At 68.0% G+C, this 22,898-nt stretch carries 21 protein-coding genes; 13 read left to right on the top strand and 8 right to left on the bottom strand.

Annotated features, from left to right (window positions below; all coding sequences use genetic code 11):
• Window positions 1-48: 48 nt before the first annotated feature.
• Window positions 49-1,251 (top strand): MarP family serine protease, encoded by a 1,203-nt coding sequence (locus tag ACFY2X_RS28705; RefSeq protein WP_389943829.1) that lies wholly within the window; start codon window positions 49-51, stop codon window positions 1,249-1,251.
• Here the strand turns inward: ACFY2X_RS28705 and ACFY2X_RS28700 are convergent.
• The 5 genes from ACFY2X_RS28700 to acs all read right to left on the bottom strand — a co-directional run bounded on the left by ACFY2X_RS28700 (window position 1,248) and on the right by acs (window position 6,506).
• Window positions 1,248-1,697: a DUF309 domain-containing protein gene (locus ACFY2X_RS28700; protein ID WP_389943826.1), complete on the bottom strand. Its 450-nt coding sequence runs from the start codon at window positions 1,695-1,697 to the stop codon at window positions 1,248-1,250. The two genes, ACFY2X_RS28705 and ACFY2X_RS28700, sit on opposite strands and share 4 nt — an antisense overlap.
• Window positions 1,694-2,617, bottom strand: coding sequence for an alpha/beta fold hydrolase (locus ACFY2X_RS28695; protein WP_389943823.1), 924 nt, complete (start codon window positions 2,615-2,617; stop codon window positions 1,694-1,696). The genes ACFY2X_RS28700 and ACFY2X_RS28695 overlap by 4 nt, the downstream gene beginning before the upstream one ends.
• On the bottom strand, window positions 2,614-3,087 hold the full coding sequence (locus ACFY2X_RS28690) for a phage holin family protein (RefSeq protein WP_389943820.1): 474 nt from the start codon (window positions 3,085-3,087) through the stop codon (window positions 2,614-2,616). The genes ACFY2X_RS28695 and ACFY2X_RS28690 overlap by 4 nt, the downstream gene beginning before the upstream one ends.
• A gap of 26 nt (window positions 3,088-3,113) precedes the next feature.
• Window positions 3,114-4,340 (bottom strand): Na+/H+ antiporter NhaA, encoded by a 1,227-nt coding sequence (gene nhaA, locus ACFY2X_RS28685; protein WP_389943817.1) that lies wholly within the window; start codon window positions 4,338-4,340, stop codon window positions 3,114-3,116.
• Window positions 4,341-4,520: 180 nt separating this feature from the next.
• Window positions 4,521-6,506, bottom strand: a complete 1,986-nt coding sequence (gene acs / locus ACFY2X_RS28680; RefSeq protein WP_389943813.1) for an acetate--CoA ligase — start codon at window positions 6,504-6,506, stop codon at window positions 4,521-4,523.
• Window positions 6,507-6,835: 329 nt separating this feature from the next.
• On the opposite strand from acs, the gene ACFY2X_RS28675 reads away from it, so the two are divergent.
• The 10 genes from ACFY2X_RS28675 (at window position 6,836) to ACFY2X_RS28630 (ending at window position 16,773) form a co-directional block, all read left to right on the top strand.
• A complete protein-coding gene (locus tag ACFY2X_RS28675) occupies window positions 6,836-7,609 on the top strand; it encodes an oxidoreductase (RefSeq protein WP_389943810.1) in 774 nt (257 codons plus the stop codon).
• Between the two features lie 883 nt (window positions 7,610-8,492).
• Window positions 8,493-9,539, top strand: coding sequence for a septum site-determining protein Ssd (gene ssd, locus ACFY2X_RS28670; RefSeq protein ID WP_389943807.1), 1,047 nt, complete (start codon window positions 8,493-8,495; stop codon window positions 9,537-9,539).
• Complete coding sequence (locus ACFY2X_RS28665; protein ID WP_389943804.1) at window positions 9,536-10,846, top strand: TadA family conjugal transfer-associated ATPase; 1,311 nt, start codon at window positions 9,536-9,538, stop codon at window positions 10,844-10,846. The genes ssd and ACFY2X_RS28665 overlap by 4 nt, the downstream gene beginning before the upstream one ends.
• The gene (locus ACFY2X_RS28660; protein WP_389943801.1) at window positions 10,843-11,544 is read left to right on the top strand and encodes a type II secretion system F family protein; all 702 of its coding nucleotides are present in this window, start codon (window positions 10,843-10,845) and stop codon (window positions 11,542-11,544) included. Before ACFY2X_RS28665 ends, ACFY2X_RS28660 begins: the two co-directional genes overlap by 4 nt.
• 397 nt (window positions 11,545-11,941) lie before the next feature.
• Window positions 11,942-12,523, top strand: coding sequence for a type II secretion system F family protein (locus ACFY2X_RS28655; RefSeq protein WP_389943799.1), 582 nt, complete (start codon window positions 11,942-11,944; stop codon window positions 12,521-12,523).
• Between the two features lie 470 nt (window positions 12,524-12,993).
• Window positions 12,994-13,347, top strand: a complete 354-nt coding sequence (locus ACFY2X_RS28650) for a DUF4244 domain-containing protein (protein ID WP_389943796.1) — start codon at window positions 12,994-12,996, stop codon at window positions 13,345-13,347.
• On the top strand, window positions 13,344-13,721 hold the full coding sequence (locus tag ACFY2X_RS28645; RefSeq protein WP_389943793.1) for a TadE family type IV pilus minor pilin: 378 nt from the start codon (window positions 13,344-13,346) through the stop codon (window positions 13,719-13,721). The genes ACFY2X_RS28650 and ACFY2X_RS28645 overlap by 4 nt, the downstream gene beginning before the upstream one ends.
• A 4-nt stretch (window positions 13,722-13,725) precedes the next feature.
• The gene (locus ACFY2X_RS28640) at window positions 13,726-13,986 is read left to right on the top strand and encodes a hypothetical protein (protein WP_389943790.1); all 261 of its coding nucleotides are present in this window, start codon (window positions 13,726-13,728) and stop codon (window positions 13,984-13,986) included.
• Window positions 13,922-14,362 carry an Rv3654c family TadE-like protein gene (locus ACFY2X_RS28635; protein WP_389943787.1) on the top strand — a complete coding sequence of 147 codons (441 nt, stop codon included), beginning with the start codon at window positions 13,922-13,924 and terminating at the stop codon, window positions 14,360-14,362. The genes ACFY2X_RS28640 and ACFY2X_RS28635 overlap by 65 nt, the downstream gene beginning before the upstream one ends.
• Before the next feature lie 395 nt (window positions 14,363-14,757).
• Window positions 14,758-16,773: a hypothetical protein gene (locus tag ACFY2X_RS28630; RefSeq protein ID WP_389943784.1), complete on the top strand. Its 2,016-nt coding sequence runs from the start codon at window positions 14,758-14,760 to the stop codon at window positions 16,771-16,773.
• Window positions 16,774-17,197: 424 nt separating this feature from the next.
• Here the strand turns inward: ACFY2X_RS28630 and ACFY2X_RS28625 are convergent, their stop codons facing one another.
• The 3 genes from ACFY2X_RS28625 to ACFY2X_RS28615 form a co-directional block, all read right to left on the bottom strand.
• The gene (locus ACFY2X_RS28625) at window positions 17,198-18,094 is read right to left on the bottom strand and encodes a hypothetical protein (protein WP_389943781.1); all 897 of its coding nucleotides are present in this window, start codon (window positions 18,092-18,094) and stop codon (window positions 17,198-17,200) included.
• Window positions 18,091-18,633 (bottom strand): RNA polymerase sigma factor, encoded by a 543-nt coding sequence (locus ACFY2X_RS28620; RefSeq protein ID WP_389943778.1) that lies wholly within the window; start codon window positions 18,631-18,633, stop codon window positions 18,091-18,093. The genes ACFY2X_RS28625 and ACFY2X_RS28620 overlap by 4 nt, the downstream gene beginning before the upstream one ends.
• 694 nt (window positions 18,634-19,327) lie before the next feature.
• Window positions 19,328-21,832 carry a DEAD/DEAH box helicase gene (locus tag ACFY2X_RS28615; RefSeq protein WP_389943775.1) on the bottom strand — a complete coding sequence of 835 codons (2,505 nt, stop codon included), beginning with the start codon at window positions 21,830-21,832 and terminating at the stop codon, window positions 19,328-19,330.
• 58 nt (window positions 21,833-21,890) lie between these two features.
• On the opposite strand from ACFY2X_RS28615, the gene ACFY2X_RS28610 reads away from it, so the two are divergent.
• On the top strand, window positions 21,891-22,241 hold the full coding sequence (locus tag ACFY2X_RS28610) for an STAS domain-containing protein (protein ID WP_030916965.1): 351 nt from the start codon (window positions 21,891-21,893) through the stop codon (window positions 22,239-22,241).
• Between the two features lie 3 nt (window positions 22,242-22,244).
• Entirely contained in the window at window positions 22,245-22,691 is a 447-nt protein-coding gene (locus ACFY2X_RS28605; RefSeq protein ID WP_389943772.1) for an ATP-binding protein, read from the top strand.
• Window positions 22,692-22,898 lie beyond the last annotated feature (207 nt).

The following is a 22,898-nucleotide window of genomic DNA, read 5'->3' as shown; positions in this document are numbered from 1 at the left end:
TCCCGTAAGGGGTGCACGCGCGGCCTGGCGGCTGGATACCGTTAAGGGGTGAGCGGTGATCTCCTCGACCTCATCCTGATCGCCCTGATGGTGGCCTTCGCGGTGTCGGGATACCGCCAGGGGTTCATCATCGGGGCCCTGAGCTTTGTCGGATTCGTCGGCGGCGCGTTGCTGGGCATGTTCATCGCCCCGCCGATCGCCGGCGCGGTGGTCGACGGCGACACCGAACGGGCGCTGCTCGCCATCGTCATCGTCTTCCTGGCCGCCACGATCGGGCAGTTCGCCTCCTCGACGATCGGCGCGGTGGTCCGCAGCCACGTCACCTGGGAGCCCGCGAAGGTGATCGACGCGGTGGGCGGCACCTTCGCCAGCGCTCTCTCGGTGCTGATCTTCGCCTGGCTGATCGGCTCCCTGATCACCTTCTCGCAGTTCACCCTGCTCAGCGAACAGGTCCACAAATCCCTGCTGATCAGCACCGTCGACCAGGCCATGCCGCAGGCGGCCAAGGACCTGCAGAAGCCGATCAAGGAATTCATCGACACCTCCGGCTTCCCCAAGGTGTTCGACCGCATCGGGGGCGGCCAGCTCGTCGAGGTCGCGCCGCCCGACCAGAGCGTGCCGAAGAGCGCGCAGCTCGCGCGGGCCCGCCGGGGCATCGTCAAGGTCCAGGGTGTCGCCACGAGCTGCCGCAGGCACATCGAGGGCACCGGGTTCGTCTACGCGCAGAACAAGATCATGACAAACGCCCACGTGGTCGCGGGGGTCGACGAGGATCTCCAGGTCACCGACTACCTGAACAACACCCACGCGGCCAAGGTCGTGCTCTACAACCCCGACAGGGACATCGCGATCCTCCACGTCCCCGGCCTCAACCTGCCGATCCTGCGCTTCGACGGCACCGCCGAGAAGGGCGACGACGCGATCGTCGCGGGTTTCCCGCACGGCCAGGGTTTCACCATGAACGCGGCGCGCATCCGGGTGCAGCAGAAGGCCAAGGGCCCGGACATCTACGAGCGCAAGATCGTCATCCGTGACGTCTACTCGATCCGCGGCCTGGTCAGGCAGGGCAACTCCGGCGGGCCTCTGCTCACCACCGACGGCCGGGTCTACGGCGTGGTCTTCGCCGCGGCCCTCGACCAGCGGGAGACCGGCTACGTCCTGACCGCGACCGAGGTCGCGCCGGACGCCGAAGACGGCTCCAGGCTGTTCAACCGGGTCGGCACCCAGGAATGTGACCAGAACAACAACTAGAGCAGGTCCCTGATCCTGGAGATGGCCGTCTCGGCGTCCAGATCGTCCAGGCCGTCCAGCTCCAGAGCGGCCTGCGCGATCTTCTCGTACGGCATGCCGTACCCGGCGATCCTGCCGGCGCCCCGGGCGAACAGCGCCGACGCCCCGCGCCGGTTGCCCCGCTGCAGATGGGTCAGCGCGACGCAGATCTGCGCCAGTCCCTGCCACAGCTCCCGTTCTTCCCGCGGCGCGGTCTTCCAGCGGCCCTCAAGCACCTCGTGGGCATGGAACGGCCGGCCCTCGCCGAGCAGCCGGCGTGCTTCGGCCAGGGCCTCCTCGGCGCTCGGCGCGTAGTCGTCCGGGACGCGCTCCACGCCCTGCGCGCCGTGAGGCAGCGGCCGCCCGAACGCGTCACGGGGGCGCCGGTTGCGCGGCCTCCCGTCCGGGCCCCGGTCTCGCGGGATCACCGGTCGGGCTCCGGATCGGTCAGCCAGCCGATGAGCTCGGCGTCGAACTCCCCGGGGCGCTCCTCGTGGGGGAAGTGCCCGGCGCCCTCGATCAGCCGCCACCGGTAGGGGGCGGTGACGTAGCGGCTGGAGCCCTGGGCGGTGCGGGGCAGGATGTGGTTGTCGAGTGCGCCGTGCAGCTGCAGGGTGGGCGCGTTGATCTCGCCCCGCATGCTCCTGGCGTAACGCAGCCCGTCGGGACGGAACTGGGACCGGGCGAACCAGCGGTGATACTCCACCGCGCAGTGGGAGACCGTGGGGATGCGGAACACGTCGCGGTAGGTTTTCGCCACGGTCTCGTCCGGCCAGCCGGGTCCCGACCAGTCATTGAGCAGCCGCCCCACCAGCGCGCCGTCCTTGGCGGTCAGACGGCGCTCGGGCAGGAACGGCAGCTGGAAGCCAAGCGTGTAGGAGCTCGCCCTGAGCTGGCCGAACGGGTCGGTGAACAGCGCCGAGCGCAACCTGAGCGGGTGCGGGGCCGACACCGGGACCAGGCGCAGGACCGCCTTGGGGTCCCGTACGGCCATCGTCCAGGCCAGCAGGCCGCCCCAGTCGTGGCCGACGACGATCGCGCCCGTCTCGCCCAGAGCGCGGATCAGCCCCGCCGCGTCGCCGGCCAGCGTGGGCAGGTCGTAGCCGCGCGGCGGCTTGTCGCTGGCACCGTACCCTCGCAGGTCGACGGCGACGGCGCGGTAACCCGCCGCGGGCAGTGAGACGAGCTGGTTGCGCCAGGTCCACCAGAACTGCGGAAACCCGTGCAGCAACAGCACGAGCGGCCCTTCACCGGCCTCCACGACGTGGAAGCGGGTGCCACGGGCGTGCACGGAGCGGTGGGTCCACGGGCCCTCGACCTGGACCAGAGACTCGTCTGGCTTGCTCACTGGCCCGGTCTCACCGGTTCACGATGCGTGCCGACCTGGCCCGCGGTGGGGGGAGGGGGAGACGCGGGAAGACCGAGCTCGTCCTCGCCGCCCTTGATGGTCTTGAGTGAACGCAGGGTCCGCTTCATCCCCGCCAGACCCTTGAGCCGCCGGATGCCCAGGAAGACCAGCAGTCCGGCCACGACAAGGTAGAACACCGTGACGATCGTGAAGGCCAGCCACGTCCACATGCCCAGGGCGACCAGACCGTAGGCGATGGCGAACGAGGCCAGGATCAGGCACAGGTGGGCGATGAACGCGGCGGCGCCGAAGAGCCCGGCGGCCGTGCCGACCCGTCTGGCGTCGAACTTGAACTCGGCCTTGGCCAGTTCGATCTCGGCGCGGACCAGGGTGGAGATCTGGTCGGTGGCCGCGGCGACCAGCGCGCCCAGCGACTCCTCCTGTGGCTCCGTGGGTGGGTTCTGTGTCATGAACAATCTCCTATCGAGCGCCGATATCAAACATCATCCTGCGCGTTGAGGTGGTTGCGCACGCGCACCCGGAGCAGAACCGCCGCCAGGACCGAGGCCGTGAGGCTGGCCGTGAGCACACCGGTGGTCACCAGGTTCACTCGTTCCGGATCGTCACCGTAGGCCAGATCGCCGATGAGCAGGGAAACGGTGAACCCGATCCCGGCCAGTATCGAGACGGCGGCCATGTCCCGCCAGTGCAGTTCCTCCGACAGTTTCGCCAGGCCGAGCCGTACGGCCAGCCAGGCCCCGCCGAAGACGCCCAGAAACTTGCCGACCAGCAGGCCGGCGATCACGCCGAGCACCACCCGGTCGGTGAGCATCGTGCGGAGGCTGTCCGTGCTGATCAGGACTCCGGCGGACAGGAACGCGAACACGGGCACCGCGAAACCCGCGGATAGGGGGCGGATGTAGTGGTCGGCCCGTTCGGCGGGGGACCTCTCCTCGTCCGGACCACTGTGCACACGGGTCATGAGGCCGAGAGCCACCCCGGCGACGGTCGCGTGGACGCCGCTGACCTCGACGAGATACCAGGCGAGGACGGCGAGCGGCAGGTAGAACTGGAGGCCGCGGACCCGCCTGGCCTGCAGCAGGCCGTACAGGGCGATGACCGCCACTCCGGCCAGCAGGGCCAGGAGGTTCAGGTGCCGGGTGAAGAAGACGGCGATGATGGTGATCGCGCCGAGATCGTCCACCACGGCGCTGGTCAGCAGGAACGCCCGCAACGCGGCGGGCATCGCGCTGGCCGTCACGGCCAGTACGGCGAGGGCGAAGGCGATGTCGGTGGCCGTGGGGATGGCCCAGCCGCGGCTCGCGTCCGGCGCGCCCCGGCTCACCACGAGATAGATCAGGGCGGGCATGACCATGCCGGCGATGGCGGCGAAGACGGGCAGCGCGGCCTTGCGGAGGTTCGCCAGCTCGCCATGGACGAACTCCTCCTTGACCTCGATCCCCGCGATGAAGAAGAAGATCGTGAGCAGGCCGTTCTGAGCCCATTTGTAGAGTTCGAGGTTGAGATGGAGGGACTCGGGGCCGAAGGTCGCGGTGCGCACCGCCTCGTAGGAGGCGTTGGACACGTTGGCCCAGATCAGCGCGGCGACCGTGGCCAGCAGCATGATGACGCCGCCGATGGTCTCGGCTCGCAGGGCCTCCGCGAGCTGGCCGGCGTATCGAACCGTCGGCCGGAAGGGCCAGATTTCGGCAGTGCGGCGCATGGGACCTCCAGGAGTGCAGCGAGGGCCGGTCCCCCCGCTGGCCGACCAGGCTTCCCGGCACACCTGATCACCAGCCTACAGATGTCCGTAAGGTGAATCTTCTGGAGGTTTGCGCGCAAAAGGTGTGGATCACCCTAAAAGGTGATCCACACCTTGCCTCCGGAGTCCGGCCCCCTGGGTCTAGTCCTCGCTCTTGGCGCTGGGCAGCTTCTCGGCGATGAGGTTCATCACCGTGCTGTCGGCCAGCGTGGTGACGTCGCCGACGCTGCGGTTCTCCGCCACGTCACGCAGGAGACGCCGCATGATCTTGCCTGAGCGGGTCTTCGGCAGTTCGGGGACCACCAGGATCTGGCGCGGCTTGGCGATCGGGCCCAGCGTCTTGGCCACGTGGGCGCGGAGCTCGGCGGCGATGTCGCCGCTCTCCTCCGCGCTGCCGCGCAGGATCACGAACGACACGATGGCCTGGCCGGTCACCGGGTCGGTCGCGCCGACCACGGCCGCCTCGGCGACCTTGGGGTGGGAGACCAGGGCCGACTCCACCTCGGTGGTGGAGATGTTGTGCCCGGAGACGAGCATGACGTCGTCCACGCGGCCGAGCAGCCAGATGTCGCCGTCTTCGTCCTTCTTCGCGCCGTCGCCCGCGAAGTACGTGCCCTCGAAGCGGGACCAGTAGGTGTCGATGTAGCGCTGGTCGTCGCCCCAGATCGTGCGGAGCATCGACGGCCACGGGTCACGGATCGCCAGGTAACCCCCACCGCCGTTGCCGACGCTGTGGCCCTGGTCGTCGACCACGTCGGCGGTGATGCCGGGCAGCGGGCGCATGGCCGCGCCGGGCTTGCCCTCGGTGACGCCGGGCAGCGGGCTGATCATGATGGCGCCGGTCTCGGTCTGCCACCAGGTGTCCACGACAGGGGTGCGGTTGCCGCCGATGTGCTCGCGGTACCAGACGTAGGCCTCAGGGTTGATCGGCTCACCGACGCTGCCCAGGATGCGCAGGGACGACATGTCGTATTTGGTGGGGATGTCGTCGCCCCACTTCATGAACGTGCGGATGGCGGTCGGCGCGGTGTAGAGCACCGTGACCTTGTACTTCTGCACGATCTCCCAGAACCGGCCGCGGTGCGGGGTGTCCGGCGTGCCCTCGTAGATGACGCTGGTCGCGCCGTTGGCCAGCGGGCCGTACACGATGTAGGAGTGGCCGGTCACCCAGCCGATGTCGGCGGTGCACCAGTAGATGTCGGTGTCCGGCTTGAGGTCGAACACCGCGTGATGGGTGTAGGCGGTCTGGGTCAGGTAACCACCGGTGGTGTGCAGGATGCCCTTGGGCTTACCGGTCGTGCCGCTGGTGTAGAGGATGTAGAGAGGGTCTTCGGCGTCGTTGGCCCGTGCCTCGTGGGCCTCCGGCTGCCGGTCCACGACCTCGTGCCACCAGAGGTCCTTGTCGGTCCAGCTCACCTCCTGACCGGTCCTTCTCACGACCAGGACGTGCTCGACGCCGGGGCACTCCTTGACCGCCTCGTCCACGGTCGGCTTGAGCGCGCTGGGCGCGCCACGGCGGTAACCGCCGTCGGCGGTGACCACGACCTTGGCGTCGGCGTCCTGGATCCTGCCGCTCAGGGCGCTGGCGGAGAACCCGCCGAACACGACCGAGTGGATTGCGCCGATGCGGGCACAGGCCAGCATGGTGATCGGCAGCTCGGGGATCATCGGCATGTAGACGGCGACCCGGTCGCCCTTCCCGACGCCCAGCTCCTGCAGCGCGTTGGCGGCCTTGGAGACCTCGCGCTGCAGGTCCGAATAGGTGAGAGTGCGGCTGTCGCCCTCAGGCTCGCCCTCCCAGTGGTAGGCGATCTTGTCGCCGCGACCGGCCTCGACGTGGCGGTCGACGCAGTTGTAGGCGACGTTGAGCTCTCCGCCGACGAACCACTTGGCGAAGGGCGGATTCCACTCAAGGGTGGTGTCCCAGCGCTTGGACCAGGCCAGCCGGTCGGCCTGCTTCTCCCAGAAGGCCAGGCGGTCTCGCTCCGCCTCGGCATAGGAGTCGGCGGACACGTTCGCGGCCGCGGCCAGGTCGGCAGGAGGAGCGAACCGCCGGGTCTCGTGCAGCAGGTTCGACAACGTCTCCTGGGTCTCACGCGACTCGGAACCAGGGGTTTCCGGGGCCACTACGCACTCCTTACGTGCTGCTGGACGTACTGCTGTTCGACTGATTGTGTGTTCCACTTCACCAGGCCGGAGGGGCCCGCCACAAGAGGTCTAGACAGGTCTGTACCAATCGGCGGTGGCCGTTGTGCGGTTCACAATCGCCTTAACATTCCGCAACAACCGCCACGAAAACGTTGTGCTTTTGACACCTTAGGAATATAAGAAGCGTTATTTTATGGGCTTTAGTACGGCAGTGCGGTTGGCGGCGGTATGCGGTTCGTGGAACGGTCCGGCGATCGTTTCCGGTGGCGCGGTCGGGGCCTTGTTAACCGGCCGGTAGGGTCTGGGACGTGAGCGACCCATTGGCTGTAATCGCCGAACTGCCCGGAGTGCCCGACGCGGTCACCGACGCGCGCAAGGCCGTGGACCGGCTCTACAGACATCGCGTGCTTCGGCGCAAGAGCCCGGAAGTGTCGGCCAGATCCGCCCTGCGCGGTGCGCGCGCGTCCGCCGCGCTGGAGGGCGTGGACGTTCCGCTTGAGGCCATCCCGGAGGTCACCGACCCCGTCGTCCAGGGCGCGCTGCGCGTCTCGGCCGAGCTGGGGCGTCTCGGCCCGACCTGGCGTACGGCTCCACGCCAGGTGATGGCCAGACTGCACACCCTCGCCGCGGCCGGCCTGGTCGAGAACCTCGGCCGTCCCCGGACCACCGCCGACGCACCCGACCCGCTCGGCCTGGGGGGTGTGCCGGGCCCGGAGGAGACCGTGGCCCGGGTGGACGGGCTGGTCGGCCTCGTGACGGGAGACTCCAAGGCGCCCGCCCTGGTGCTCGCCGCCATCGTGCACGCCGAGCTGGCGGTGCTGCGGCCGTTCGGATCGGCGGACGGGGTGGTCGCGCGGGCGGCGGAACGGCTGACGCTGGTGGAGTTCGGCCTGGACCCGAAGTCGCTGGTGGCCGTCGAGGTGGGTCATGTCGAACTCGGGCCGGCGTACGCCGAGAGTTTGAAGGCCTACCTGAGCGGGACCCCCGAAGGGGTCGCGACATGGGTGAGGCACTGTGCCTCGGCGGTGACGCTCGGCGTGCGTGAGGCCACGGCGATCTGCGAGGCCATGCAGCGAGGCTGACCGCGGGCGTCGTCCGAGGAGGAGTGCGCGAGAAGGCTGGAGGAGCGCGTGAGGAGGCTGATCGCGGACATCGGCCGAGGCGGAGCGTGCTAGCAGGCTGATTACGGACATCGTCCGACACGCAGCAAACGGCGCCCCTGGAATGGGGCGCCGTTGCCGGCACGTCCTGCCGGGTTACCAAGCGTGCACCTGATGTTCGTCGAAACGGGCCGAAACCCGCTCCAGACGTGCCTCCCGCGGCTCGGCGGCACGTGGGTGCCCGGCGGCCGTGCCCGGACAAGTGGTCCGTACAACCTTTCTATGCCTGATCCAGGCGGATGGGAACCCCTGAGACCAAGACCTTTACGGATCGGGGGTATTCGTAGATGAAGCGCACCATATGTCCTGTTTGGTTTTCGGGCATCCGATGGCTCGATCGCGGCAAGATCACGATCACTCTGCGTGATCGCGGGTGGGGTGGATTAGGGCATGCGTGATTGGACGATGTCCGCGACTGAATCGTTACCTCGAAAAAAACTAGCGGAAATTAGAGATTACTCCTCGACGAAACTCAAGCCGATCGGGCAGCATGTGGTGGTATCTCCCAAACTGGAGTGACTGTGCATGGGTTGGCTTTGCAATCCCCATGTCATGCTCTGGTTAACTGTTGAAGGCTTTCTTCCGAAACGGGACCGGCTCTACCCCCCCAGAGCCGGACCGGTTGGCGACCCCCGCTCCCCCCTGCGGGGGTCGCCGCATTTCCAGGGGTCCTCCGGTCGCGGGGCGGTGGGTTGTCCACAGGTGACATCACGTCTGGCTTCGTCGTCCACAGTGCGGCGTTCGGCGGCTTCCTGGTGGCGGGTTCTCCCGGAAGGTGGGTCTCCCGCACTTCAGGGAGGCACCTTTGGACCGTCCTCTGGTCATCACGGAAGACCACGATCTGCTTGACGATCTGCTTCGTGTCGCCGCCGCGGCAGGAGCGGAGCTTGACGTCGCGCACGTGCCCGCACACGCCCGGCCCTACTGGAACCGTGCCCCGCTGGTCGTGGTCGGCAGCGACATGGCTGACGCCCTGGCCGCCACCGGACCGCCGCCCAGACACCGCGTCATCCTGGTCACCCGCACTCCCGAGGATCCCGACACCTGGCGCAGGTGCGTCGCGGTCGGCGCTCAGTCCGTGCTGGAGCTGCCCTCGGCGGAGCGTCAACTGGTCGAGGAGTTCGCCGACGTGGTGGAGCCCGCGGAGAGAGCGGGCCTGGTGGTGTGCGTCGCCGGTGGACGCGGCGGAGCCGGAGCCAGCATCCTCGCGACCTCGCTGGCGCTGAGCGCCTCCCGGCGCCGCCTGCGCACCCTTCTCGTCGACGCCGATCCGCTCGGCGGCGGCCTGGACCTGCTCCTGGGTCAGGAGGAGGCCGACGGGGCCCGCTGGCCCGACCTGGTCGCCCGCGAGGGCAGAATCAGCTTCACCGCGCTCCAGGCCGCTCTGCCGACCTTCGCCGAGCTGACCCTGCTCTCCTTTCACCGCGGCGAGGTCGAGGCCATCCCCGCCGAGGCGATGCGATCGGTCCTCGAAGCGGGCCGGCGGGGTTTCGACCTGGTGGTCGTCGACCTGCCTCGCCACCTCGACCAGGCCGCGGTCGAGGCGCTCGGCAGAGCCACCACCACCCTGCTGGTCGTCACCGCCGACGTGCGCGGCGTGCTCTCCGCGGCCCAGGTGCTCACCGGGTTGCGCAAGCACACCGGAGAGGTGCGGGCCGCCGTGCGCGGCGGCGTCCTGGACGACGATGTGGTCACGAGCTCGCTCCGCGTGCCGTACGCCGGGAGTCTCCCCGATCAGCCCCGGCTCGGCGCCGCCCTCAACCGCGGCGACGTTCCTCCGTTCGGCCGCCGGACCGCTCTCGGCCGGTTCTGCTCCTCGTTTCTCCACTCGCTGCTCGGAGCGGAGACATGACGCCGACCGGCATCGCCGCGACGGTCTCGCCCGAGCTGGTGGAAGCGGTCCGGGTACGGCTGGCCCGGACCGGCGTCGAGCCCAGCGCCGCGCACGTCGCGGCCGCGCTCAGAGCGGAGCGCGCGATGCTCGGCGACGCGGAGATCCTGGCGGTCGCCCGCACGCTGTGCGCGGACCTGATCGGTGCCGGCCCGCTGGAGCCCCTGCTGGCCGAGGCCGAGGTAACCGACGTCCTGGTGAACGGCCCCCGTGAGGTGTGGGTCGACGACGGTCGCGGCCTTCGCCGCACCTCGGTCGTCTTCCCCGCGGAGGAAGCGGTCCGGCGGCTCGCCCAGCGCCTTGCCTCCGCGGCCGGAAGGCGTCTCGACGAGGCCTGCCCCTACGTCGACGCCCGCCTCGCCGGAGGCGTCCGGCTCCACGCCGTTCTGCCACCGGTGGCGCCCGGCGGCACCTGCCTGTCCCTTCGCCTGCCACCCAGGCGCGCCTTCACCCTCTCCGACCTGGTCGAAGCGGGCACGATCAGAGCCGACACCGTCCCCGTGCTCACCGCGGTGATCCAGTCGAGGCTCGCTTTCCTCGTCACCGGCGGCACCGGCACGGGAAAGACCACCCTGCTGTCGGCCCTGCTGTCCCTGGCCGATCCCGGTGACCGGCTGCTGCTGGTCGAAGACTCAGCCGAGCTGAGGCCGCTGCATCCCCATGTCGTCCGCCTGGAATCCCGCCCGGCCAACCTTGAAGGGGCCGGTGGTGTCTGCCTGCGCGATCTCGTCCGCCAGGCCCTGCGCATGCGCCCGGACCGCCTCGTCGTCGGCGAAGTCCGGGGCGCCGAGGTCGTCGATCTCCTCGCCGCCCTGAACACCGGCCACGAGGGCGGCTGCGGCACTCTTCATGCCAACACCGCGATCGACGTGCCACCCCGTCTGGAGGCTCTGGCATGCGCCGCGGGTCTCAGCCGCGAGGCGGTCCACAGCCAGATCGCCGCAGCCTTGGACATCGTGATCCATCTCGCTCGCGACCACGCCGACGGCCGCCGCCGGGTGGCCGAGATCTGCATGATGACCCGTCGCCCCTCAGGTCTGGTCGACGCCGAGCCGGCCCTGACCTTCTCACCGGACGGCCGCGTGTCCACCGGCCCGGGATTCGCCGCCCTGACGGCTCGAGCCCCCGGAATCCTCTCCTCAAGCCCGAAGCGCAGTCCGTACGGTCCCGCCCGGTTCGGCCGTCCCCGTGAGCGGGTGCAAGCGCACGAGGTGACCGGCCGATCGCCGGACGACTCCTGCACGGGCGGCGTCGGAGCGCTGTCATGACGATGGCCGCGGTGCTTCTCGCCGCCTTGGCCGTGTGGTTGTGGGCAGGGCCCGATCGGGGAACGGATCGCTTACGGCGGATCCGGTGTCACCACCCGCCCGAATCGCGTTCCCTGCGAGAGAGGTTCAGCGGCCGTTCCCGGCCCGCCAGGCGCGCGGAAGCGTGGCGAACCGCGTCGATCGAGTTGTGTCACGGGCTCGCGGCCGAGCTGACTGCCGGCCGGACGGCCGGCGAGGCACTCGCCCGGGCCCTGTCGGCCGTGGAGTTTCCCGATCCGATCACGCTGCGACCGCTGATCGCGGCGGCGAGAGACGGCGGCGATGTTCCCGCGGCCCTGCTGACCGCGGCTCCGGAGCAGGGAGGTGAAGCCTTTCGCGGGTTGGCCGCCTGCTGGCGGGTGAGTGTGACCGTCGGGGCAGGCTTGTCCACCGTCGTCGATCGCGTGGCCGCCGCCCTCAGGGAGGCCCAGGCCCATCGCCAGGATGTCGCCGCCCAGCTCGCGGGTCCTCGCGCCACCGCCCGCCTGCTGGCCGGGCTCCCCGTGCTCGGCCTGCTGATGGCGGCGGGTCTCGGCATGCGCCCGTTGCACTTCCTGTTCGGCAGCCCGGCGGGTGTGGTCTGCCTGACGATCGGCCTCGCACTCGACGGCTGTGGTCTGTGGTGGACCCACCGTCTGGTCACGCGTGCGCAGGCCTGAGCCCTCCGGCCTCGTGGTGCGACGGGCGGCGCCGGTGCATCGTGCTGTGGGCGCTTGGTGATCGTGAAGGGTCGAACAAGTGATGATTATGTTTTCCGTCGTGTTTGCCGGGATCGCCGGGTGGCTGTGGATGTCGCCCGGTGATCCCGCCGAGCGGATCCACCGGGCTCGACGGCTGCCGTCTCCGGATGGGCCGGTCGAGGTGCGGCCGAAGGCTCGGCCTGGGGTGCGACCGAAGACTGAGGTGTCCTCTTTCCCCCCACATGCGAGGACGATCTCCCCACATGTGAGCTCTCCGCATGCGAGGACGACCTCTCCGAACGCGAGAGCAATCTCCCCGAACGCGAGAGCGACCAGTGATCCGACCGGAAGGCGACGGCCGGGCCGAGGAGAGGTAATGCTCTCCGCCACCATCGGGCTGATGGCGTTCTTCGTCGTCGGCGGTGTTCCGGGAGCCGTCGTGGGGGTGATCGGTTTCGCGGTCGCGTTGATGGTCCTCAAGAGGAGGGAACCGCCCTGGTCCCGTCGGGAGCGTGATCGGGTGGCGGCGGACCTGCCGCTGGCGGCCGACCTCATGGTCGCGTGTCTGCGCGCCGGGCAACCGATCACAGGAGCCATCGACGTCACGGTGGAGGCCGTCGGCGGGCCACTCGGTGACCGGCTGGCCTGGGTGAGCGGGCAGCTGAGGCTGGGCGCCGCGCCGGAAAGCGCTTGGCAGGCGCTCGCGGCCGAAGGCCCGCTGGCCCCACTCGCACGCACGATGAGCCGGGCCGCCCTTAGCGGTGCCCCGGTGGCCGACGTGCTCACCAGGTTGTCCGACGACGCCCGCCATGCTGCCCGCGCCGCGTCGTCGGCGGCCGCCCGACGGGTGGGGGTCCAGGCCGTGGCGCCGCTGGGACTCTGCTTCCTGCCCGCCTTCGTCTTTCTCGGCATTGTTCCCGTCGTGGCCGGTCTCGCCGGTGACGTGCTACTTCCCTGAGTTATCCACAGGAATTTCCGTCCACCCCAAGCTTATCCACAGCGGTGGTGAATTCTGTGGATATGTGGTCGCGGGCCTTCTCGGGCACGCTCGGCGCGGCGACGGAAGAGTCGCGAGGCGGAGACCGGAAGAAGGAAGGCCGAGGCGCCATCAGGGCCGCCGACCGAGTGCCGCGGTTCCACGGAACGGAGGCGATCCCCGGTTGCGGACGCGTGACGCCGCGGACTGTGGGGCGTTGCACACCTTCGCTCGAGGTAAGGCCAACACCTCCAAAACCCTGCGCGTCCGGGCGCACGCGGCCGAGGACCCTGTCGCCTCGACATCGGGGATTGGCGGTGCCGGCGACTGCCGATCTCCAGATTGTTGAGAAGCCTTGACTATCGGAGTTCTCTGCGGAGCAAGCAAATGAGATTAGTGCCCCAAAATAGGCACTTTCGGCCCGGAAATTAAAGCAAGCCATCTGGTTGTGGATGGCATGGCGTTTTCCACAGAACGTCGTTCGCATCCCGGCGGTTGGGCCTGAATCGGGAAACCTGGTTTCACCGATGCCGGGTGTTGGACTCGGCTGGGATTTCCAGGAGGAGATGATGGGTCGATCGACCGTTGATGGCACTCGACGTGACCGGCTGCGGTGGCTGCGTGCTCGCTGGGTGGCGCTGACCGTCGGTTCAGGTCGCGATCGGGGCATGTCCACCGCTGAATACGCGGTCGGCACGATCGCGGCCTGTGCTTTCGCCGCGCTTCTTTTCAAGGTCGTGACGAGCTCCGAGGTCCAGCAAATGATCTCTGGCTTGATCAACCGGGCCCTGACCGTGGCCGGATGACCTTCAAGCTGGCGGTTGCCCGTCTTCGCAGGTCGAAGGGGTCGGTGACCGCGGAGACCGCGGTGGTGCTGCCCGCCGTCGTGGTGATGTTGGCGGCCGCGTTGTGGGCGCTGACGGCCGTCGAAGCGCAGCTGGAATGCGTGGATGCGGCTCGGGCCGGAGCTCGGGCCGCGTCACGAGGCGAATCCCTAGAGAGGGTGCGGAGTGGTGTCCTGGCCGCTTCTCCCGCGGGTGCGCTGGTCGTGGTGACCCGGAATGCGGAGATCACCCGGGTGGAGGTGTCCGTGAGCGTCAAACCCCGTTGGGGCGCCTCGCTCCCGAGCGTGCCCATCCGCGCGGTCGCTCTCTCTGCCACGGAACCAGGGGTCGAATAGCGAGGTGAGGGAACTCGCGTCGAGTCGGGACGGAGTGCCTGACAAAGGCGGGTCGAGGAGCATCGGAAAGGTAGATCGAAAAAGGGAAGCCGGTGACGGGAGGAAAGGAAACAGGGGAGTAGTGAATGGGTGGAAAGGGGCTATCGGCGGGCTGAGGAAGAGAAAGGAGGTCGGTGAGAAGAAGGAGAAGAAAAGGAGAGATGGAGAAGGAGTGGAAGACGGGTCAGGAGGGTGGAACAGGAAGACGGAGAAGGAGGGAGTGTAGAGGCTGGTGGGAGCGCGGAGAGCGAGGGTCGGCGACGATCTGGGCGGTCGGAGTGGTGGGGCTGATCTTTGCGGTGGGAACGGCGATCATGGTCGCTGGCACGGTCAGGGTGGCTCGTCACCGGGCGCAGAGTGCCGCCGATCTGAGTGCGCTCGCCGCAGCCCGGCTGGCATTCGCCGACCCGAATCGCGGGTGCGTGGAGGCGTCCTCGCTGGCCGAGGGCAACAAAGCGAAGCTCACAAGGTGTTCCATCGACGGCGACGGCATTGCCGAGGTCCAGGTGGCCGTGGAACTCTCGCTGCCTGTTGCGGGAAGCCGGACGATCATTGCTAATGCGCGTGCGGGTCCTGTCCATATCGCCGACTCCGTCGGTTGAGGTAGCGAGAAGCCTCTGGTTCACAGGAGGAGGAGTCGCTGAGCCCTTATGTGACAGGTCGCAATCGAATTACGACTTCTTAGACAAGATGTCCAAAAATCGAAAACCTCACGTAAGGTTCCGCTTACCCGCGCCCGTGCTGCTCCATGTCCAGGCATGGGAAGGGGGCGCGAGCGGCCAGACGTGCACGGCACGGTCGAATGGTCTGTCTGCTCGCGACCCGGGTTCGGGGTCTGGGCCGGTGCGAGCCGGTCTGGAGGACTGGCACGTCTGATTGTCGTGCGGCCACTCGCATGGCGGATGGCCGGACGGCGCGCGGCTCTCGACGAGGGGAAGCTGTCGTGACGACGGTTCGCAGACTGGTCGCTGGGGCGACGATCGCACTGATTACGTCCATGTCCACCGTGCTCGCTGTCGCGAGTCCGGCACAGGCCGTGGCCCGGTTGAACATCCCATCACGGGTGACCTCCAACCGGGCGGTTACGCTCTCGGGCACGGTCGACCCCTTCTTCGATGCCCTTCTCTTTGTGGACGGCCGGCAGGTGGCGAAGGGTGATCAGAAGGTCTCTTATATATGGGATCCCAGACGTCGTCCCAATGGAAGCTATGAGATCAAGCTCCAGCAGAAGGGCAAGATCTTTGGTGCCAAGTGGCACCAGACCCGCAAGACCTTGCTTCAAGTCGTTCCTCCGGTCGTGCCGAGCAGGGTGAACGCCAGGTTGCAGGGCGACCGGGTCGTGGTGACCTGGGGCAAAGGTCCCGAGCCTGATCTGCAGGCCTACGAGGTGTCGACAACCCGGAGCGGCCGGATCGGCTCGGTGCGGGTTGACAACGCATGTTCCGGTGGTTCGTGCAAGGCGATCTTGTCCGTTCCGGCGAAGGCGGTCGGTCGGCAGATCGGGTTCATGGTGCGTGCTCTGCGAAGCAATGGCAATGGGGGCACCCTGCCCTCACACAACTCTGCCGCGGCCTCGGTGAACATTCCCGCTCCCAAGACGGCACAGAATGATCAGAACGCCGAAAACCAGAGCACGGGAACCTCGAAGTCTGACGAGACACGGCAGGACAAGCGTCAGGAGACAAGCGGCGAAAATGTGAAAAGCCGAAGAGATGGCAAAACCGGTGGGAAGGAGAACGACAAGCGACAGACCGGAGTCCAGGACCTGCCGCAGCTGCCGACCAAGAACCCCGCAACGACCCCTACCCGATCTCCCAGGGCAGCGGTGGTGCCCGAAGAGGCGTCCAAGTCTCCGAGCGAACCCAAGAAGAGCGGGACCGAGGAGAAAGGCCAAGGCGCGCAGTCGCCTGCCAAGAAGGACAAGAAGGGCAATGGCGCCGAGGGGAAGACCGAAGCCGATGAGAGAAAGGCCAAAGAAGCCAGGGAACTGACCTCTGACTCTGGGGCGACCGAGCCTGCCACGAGACCGAGCATCACGACCCAGTCCTCGGAATCGCCGACCAGCGGGATAAGCCAGTACGGCATCCTCATCGCCGGCGGCCTGGTCCTCCTTATTCTCGGTGCTCACGCTGGCGCGTGGTTCCGCCGCAAGCTGCTGGCCGCAGGCACCGACGGCTCCAACTCCGGCTCCCACTCCCGCTCCGGCATCGACTCCAGTTTCGGCTCCCACTCCGGGCCCCAGGGAACGAGTCCCACTCCCGGAAATGGCGACACGCCCAAAGCTCGTAGATCCACCGGAGCGGTCGCCGCCACTGCCGCCATCACGATCACCCCACGACGGCCGGCGGCCATTCTGGCCGTGGTCAAGACTGGTCCCTCTCGACCCGTCTCGCCCCAGACACCCACCCCTCACCATGCCCCAACCTCTCAGGGACCCACCCGCGTGGATTCGGTTGAGGGTTCTGTCGGTGGGGGTTTGGTTCGGCAGGGTCCCACCCGTGCGGACTCGATCCGGCGGGGTCCCGCCGGTGGTGATTCGGTCCAGGAGGGTTCTGGCGGTGCGGGTTCGATGCGGCAGGGTCCCACCCGTGCGGACCCGGCTCGGGAGGGTTCCACCCGCGTAGGCGCGGGTGAGGTGGATTCTGCCGGTGGGGATCTGGCTCGGCAGGGGCCTGCTCGTGTGGGCTCGGTTCGCCGGGTTTCCATCCGCGTAGGACCGATCTCTGAGAGAGCCCCGGCTCCCGTATCCGAGTCTGATGATCTCGCGTTGCCTGCTCCTGCTCCTGCTCCGGCTCCGGCTCCGGCTCCGGCTCCGGCTCCGGAGGTGAGCATGGTGACCCCGGGCGTGGTCCGGATCGGTGACCGGTGGAACGGCTACCTCCCGCCCGTGCCACGGTCCATGGAGGACAGTGATTTCTGGGAGCGCCCGCAGCCGGGAGCGACCAATTTTTGGGGCGATGACGACGACGATCCGTCCTACTCCGGTGGCCCTCGGGTCTCTGATGGCAGCTGACGCGCGGATTCGGGCGTGGCTGTGTTGCAGATGGTGATACCCCAGCGGGTTCTCCTGCGCAGGTGAAGGCAGACATGGTTCTACGCCTGAGAGCTGGCCCCACTTACGCGCTTAGGCTCTAGATCTCGTCGCAACACCTGGCTCGAAGGGTGTTGCCATGACCAAGCCGTTTCGTCGACCGCCTCACCTTCGACGCCGCCATCATCAACACCGGCACCCGCTCCTACCGGCTCGCCCGATCACAAACCCGGCACACCAACCTCGCCTGACCTCCAGCACAACCCGGCCTGGTCATGACGGCCTGAACTGGCCCCACCTCGAGACGCATCATGTGGGGCCCGCGCAGATTTCAAGAGGGATAGCCAAGATAGACCGGAAGAGGCAACGCCTTGGCTGGAACCGGGTGCCGCCCCCTGCTGCGGGCTCAGTCCGGCATGTCGTACCACTGCGGTTCGGGGTGTGGGCTGGGAGCGGGGCCCGCGTCCTTGCCGGGGGTCACATACAGGTCGACGGTGTCGGAACTGTGGAAGCGGGTGGACGCCACGATCCAGTCGTCCTCGATCCGGCTGGCCGGCGCGGCCTCGTCGAACCACGAGATGCCGTCGTGGCCGTCGTCCTCGTACTTCCAGAGCAGCCGGTAGCCCACCTTCAGTCCGCGACGGCCCAGCTCGGCCCGCACATCCGCCACCGTCTTGCCATGACTGGTGTACCCGGACAGGGCCTCATCGCCGCCCTCCGGGTCGACGGGACTTTCGTCGGCGTACGGCTCGCCCGGCTTGGCGGGGCGGCCGACGCCGAACACCACCCGCCCGGGAAAGTCGGCGGGCATCCACACCTTGGCGCAGAACACCGACGGACACGGCTTGATCTCCTGCCTGCCGATGCTGCCGTGCCACTTGAAGCCGTCTGGGACGATGGGGCCGATCAGCTGCCCGACATCGGACGGCGCCACCGGAATCACCTTGACCGTGACGTTCAGTCCCACCGCCCGGAACGCCTCCTCGAAGCTGCGGCGGTCGGCCGTAGGGTCGGTGATGTTCACGCTGAAGTACCCATCGGTCTTCTTGATGGAGACGGCAGCGTTGGCGTAACTGGTCACCGGACCGCCGACCAGACCGGTGCCGACGGCGACCGCCGCGGCCGTCGCCGCGGCGGCGAAGCCCGGTACCAGCCCCCGGCGGACGTTGCGGCGGGGCCGTGCCAGAGTGACGGGTTCCCGCTCCTCGGACATGATCGCGTGCATGAGCGCCTGAGCCTCCGGCGCGGACGTCTCTCCGGAGAGGTCCTTGTCGCGCACGCGGGCGAGATCGGTGAGGTTCACAGCAGGCTCCCTTCCAGGGCGACGGCATGAGGATGGTCGATCCCGGCTTTCGCCAGGCCCCGAGCGAAACGCTTGCGGGCGCGGTAGAGCCTGATCCGTACTGCGTTGCGGGAGACGCCGAGCATGCGAGCGATCTGCCCGTGGTCGAGCTTCTCCCAGGCGACCAGGCAGAGCAGTTCCCGGTCGTCGTCGGGCAGGTCGCGGAAGACCCGCCCCATTTGAGATAGCTCGTCCTCCGGCGGGCGGGCCAGCACAGGGGAGGCGGCGAGTCGCTCGCGCAGCGCCGCCGTACGCTGTTCGTGGCGCCGCTCACCGCGCCGATGGTTGGCGAGCACCCGGCGCGCCACGCCGTACAGCCACAGCCTCGCCTCGTCGCCCTCGGGCAGCTCCTCGATGCGCCGCCACGCGATGGTGAACGTCTCGGCCACCACGTCGGCGGCGTCCTCCGGGTGCGGGCAGCGGCGCAGGACGTACCCGAGTATGGGTTCGTAGGCGGATTCGTAGATCTCCACGAACCGGCTACGGGGATCGGCTCCCATCCGGTCTCCTTAACTGGATCATCGGTCATCTACGTCCATGTCCGGAATTCTGGGGGCATTTCTAAAGGTCCTGCGGTTTGGAAGATCCCCGGCTCCCGAAGAGCCCGGTGTGCACTTCTGTACGGCCCGCCGGCCGTGACGTCCTCACTCTTCGAGTTCATGTGGCGGTCGGCTCGTCGGCGGCGCCCACCTGGGCAGCCTCGGCTTTCACGTCAAGCGGGGTGAGAAGAGCTCGGCCCGCATCACCGCCGAACACGACCCGGCGGCACCCCGCCGCCCCCACCGCACACCCTTCTGAACAGGATGTTTTCCCTTTCCGGCTTATCTTGGCGGTCCCCCTCAAACGCCGTGGTCCGGCGCGAGGGCGTTGCCCGCCCTGCACGATGCCAGCCCCCACGCCCCGCTGGGCGGGCTGTGCTTTCGCCTGGCAGGGGCTCGGGGACGGCAGTCCTTGAGTCCACAGACCGGACTGGCGCCGCTGCCCTTGATCGGTTCCGGGTGGGGCCGGAATTAACGCGTGAGCAAGGCGTCCACGATCAACAAATGGAGTCAAATTTCACGCATACCGACACCATCGAAGATCACTAACTGGGACCAGAACTCGCTGGAGGGTGGCCCACTTTTCGCGCGCGGAATCACGGACGCACCTTCGATCGTGCCCATACGCCTCAAAGACCTCACGGCCTCAAAGACCTCACGGCCTCATGGGCTCGTGGGCTGGGGTTGGCGGCTGGGCGGTGGTGCTCTTCGAGCATGCTTCCGTGTGGTCGATGGAGAGCAGGACGGCCAGGAGCTGCAGGGCTCCGGCCTTGTCCAGAGGTTCGTTGCCGTTGCCGCACTTGGGTGACTGGATGCAGGACGGGCAGCCGCGTTCGCACTCGCAGGAGGCGATGGCCTCGCGGGTGGCCGTGAGCCAGTCGAGAGCGCGGGCGTAGCCCCGCTCGGCGAAACCGGCACCGCCTTCGTGGCCGTCGTAGACGAAGACGGTGAGCCGTCCGGTGTCGGGGTGGAGCTCGGTGGAGACCCCGCCGATGTCCCAGCGGTCGCAGGTCGCGAAGAGCGGTAGCAGGCCGATGGAGGCGTGTTCCGCCGCGTGGGCGGCTCCGCCGAGGTCCAGGCCGTCTTCGGCCAAGGGGGCGATCGCCGAGGTGGGCAGCGTCCACCAGACCGCGCGAGTACGCAGCGTGCGGGGAGGAAGTTCGAGAGGCTCGTCGCCGAGGAGTTCGCCGCTCTGGGCGCGGCGCTTGAGGTAGGACACGACCTGGCGGGTGACCTCCACCGAGCCGAAATGGAGCTCTCCCGGGCCGAGAGGCTGTGAGCGGAGAGACTCAAGCACCGAGATGTCGGTGATGTCTCTGGCAAAGGTCGTGTAGTCGGGGGCACCGGCCTCGACAAGGGCGACCCCCATCTCCAGATCGAGCTCGACGACCAGGAACGTCTCCCCTTGGTGGACGTAGACGGCGCCGGTGTGAACGGTCGTGTGGGCCGAGGGCTCGTCCACGGTGCCGAGCAGTTGCCCGGTGGACGCCTCCACGACCTGGATCGGCGCGTTGCCCGCGCCCCGGATGTCGGCGAGGTCGGTGGCCCGTTCCCGTTTGGTCCAGAACCAGCCCGCGGCGCGTTCCCGGAGCATGCCCCCCTCGACCAGGCCGGCGAGCACCTCCTTGGTGGCCGGGCCGAAGACTTCCAGGTCATCCTGCGTGAGCGGGATTTCGGCGGCGGCGGCGCACAGGTGCGGACCCAGCACATAGGGGTTGTCGGGATCGAGCACGATCGCCTCGACGGGCCGGCCGAACAGGGCCTCGGGATGGTGGACGAGATAGGTGTCCAGGGGATCGTCCCTGGCGATCAGTACGGCCAGCGCGTCCTGCCCCGCTCGGCCCGCCCGTCCGGCCTGCTGCCAGAGCGACGCGCGGGTCCCCGGCCATCCCGCGATGAGCACGGCGTCCAGCCCGGACACGTCGACTCCGAGCTCCAGCGCGTTCGTCGTCGCCAGCCCGAGAAGGCTCCCCGACCGGAACTCCTTCTCCAGCCTCCGGCGGTCCTCCGCCAGGTATCCGGCCCGGTAGGCCGCGACCCTGTCCGGCAGATCCGCCGGTGCTTCCGCTTCGAAGACGAGGTCCTGGAGTTTGGCCCGGGTGTTGAGGGCCACGGATTCGGCGGCGCGGCGGGAGCGGACGAAGGCCAGGGTGCGGATGTCGGCCATGACGAGGTCCGCGAGGAGGTCGGCGCTCTCGGCGGTGGCGGGGCGGCGCAGGGGTGCGCCTCCTTCGCCGCGCAGATCCGTCAGAGGCGGCTCCCACAGGGCGATGGTGATCGCCCCCCGAGGAGAGGCGTCCGTGGTCACCTCGGCCATCTGGAGGCCTGTCAGGCGCATCCCAAAGGTCGTGGGTTCGCTGGCGGTGGCCGAGGAGAGCAGGAAGACCGGGCTGGAGCCGTACCGCGCGCAGATCCGGCGCAGGCGGCGCAGGATCTGCGCCACGTGGGAGCCGAACACGCCCCGGTAGCCGTGGCATTCGTCCACCACGACCATCCGCAACCGCCGCCAGAAGGCCGACCACTGGGCGTGGCGGGGCAGCAGGGTGCGGTGGAGCATGTCCGGGTTGGTCAGGACGTAGTTGGCGTGCTTGCGGACCCAGTCTCGTTCCTCGAAGGACGTGTCACCGTCGAAGGTGGCCGCGCGGAGCTCGGGGACGTCGAGATCGTTCAGGGCGCGGAGCTGGTCGGCGGCCAGTGCCTTGGTGGGCGTCAGATAGAGGATCGTCCCGCCGTCGAGCACGGAGGAGACGGCCGGGACCAGGTAGGAAAGGGACTTTCCCGATGCGGTCCCTGTGGCAATGATCACGTTTTGACCACGATGTACCAGTTCGGCCGTCTTTGCCTGATGTGGCCACAGGCCTGAAATGCCCTGGTTCGCCCAGCGCGTAACCAGCCGTTCGTCGACCCAGTCCGGCCAACGGACTTGACCTGCTTGACGTGCTGGAACATGCTCCACATGGGTGACACGTTCACGACGTGCGGGAACGCCGAGCAAGTAAGTGAGTGCCGAACCGGCTCGGGCTGATGAGGAAGAGGGCGGAGTCACTGGTTTCCAGTCTCGCATCTGTGGGCAGAGTCGCCGGGAATCGTGATTTCGTATAGACACTGAGCGTACGCATGGTTGAATGCCGCGCGTCGGGGCTTGTCGTCTGGGGGCCACCCGGTCCCAGGAGTCACGCCTGAATCGGTACTTTCGCAGGCAAGGCGCTGGAGGATCTGTGGATCTGAAGTTGGACCACCATTCCGAGGACCGTCTCACCATCGTCGAGGTCGAGGGTGAGATCGATGTCTACACCGCGCCCAGATTGCGTGAGCTCCTGATCGACCTGGTCAACAAGGGAAACTTCCACCTGCTCGTCAACATGGAGAAGGTCGACTTCCTTGACTCGACGGGCCTTGGTGTCCTGGTCGGCGGGCTCAAGCGAGTTCGGGCGCACGATGGCTCCCTGGAGCTGGTCTGCACCCAGGAGCGCATTCTGAAGATCTTCCGGATCACCGGACTGACCAAGGTCTTCGGAATCTACGCCTCGGTCGACGAGGCCAAGGAAGCCCACGGTCGAGACAAGTAAGTCATGGCTACCGTCGAGCTGACGTTCAGCGCGCTTCCCGCTCACGTGCGCACTGCACGGCTGGTGGCCACGGCGATCGCCAGGCGCACCGGTGTGGAGGAGTCGCTGCTGGACGAGGTACGGCTCGCCGTCGGTGAGGCGTGCTCCCGGGCCGTCGAGGCGCACCGCCTCCACTGCCCGGGAGAGCCGATCCGCATCGAGCTGCGTGATGACCTGGGGCGGTTCGAGGTGACCGTGACGGACTCGGCCCCGAGTGATGAGCTGGAGCAGGATCACGGCCTGTTACGCATCGATGATCCGCTCGGCCAGCTCCCCGACACCTTGATGTCCGGATTCGGCATTGCGGTCATCGTGGGTCTGGCCGATGACGTCCAGGTTTACCCGAGCCAGAAGGGTATGTGCATCCGCATGAGCTGGCCCGCGGCGACCAATGGTCTGTCTCCGGTCTGACCAGCGGTAAGAACTTCGGCAGCCGGGCGCGTCCGCTGAGACGCGCCCGGCTGCTGTCTATGGGAACATATTTTCGGCCAAAATATAAATTTAATATATACAGACCGAAATGGGCGGGAAATGGGGTTGTAGTGCCCATCGTGACAGGGCAAATGACCCGATAAGCAGGCCGGCCTGTCAAGGATCGCTAGACGCGCCGTTAATTGG

It is taken from the genome of Streptosporangium sp. NPDC000396 (genome assembly GCF_042898655.1).
GTDB lineage: Bacteria > Actinomycetota > Actinomycetes > Streptosporangiales > Streptosporangiaceae > Streptosporangium.
Note: the sequence above shows the minus strand (reverse complement) of the source record. Positions and strands in the feature narration are given on the sequence as shown.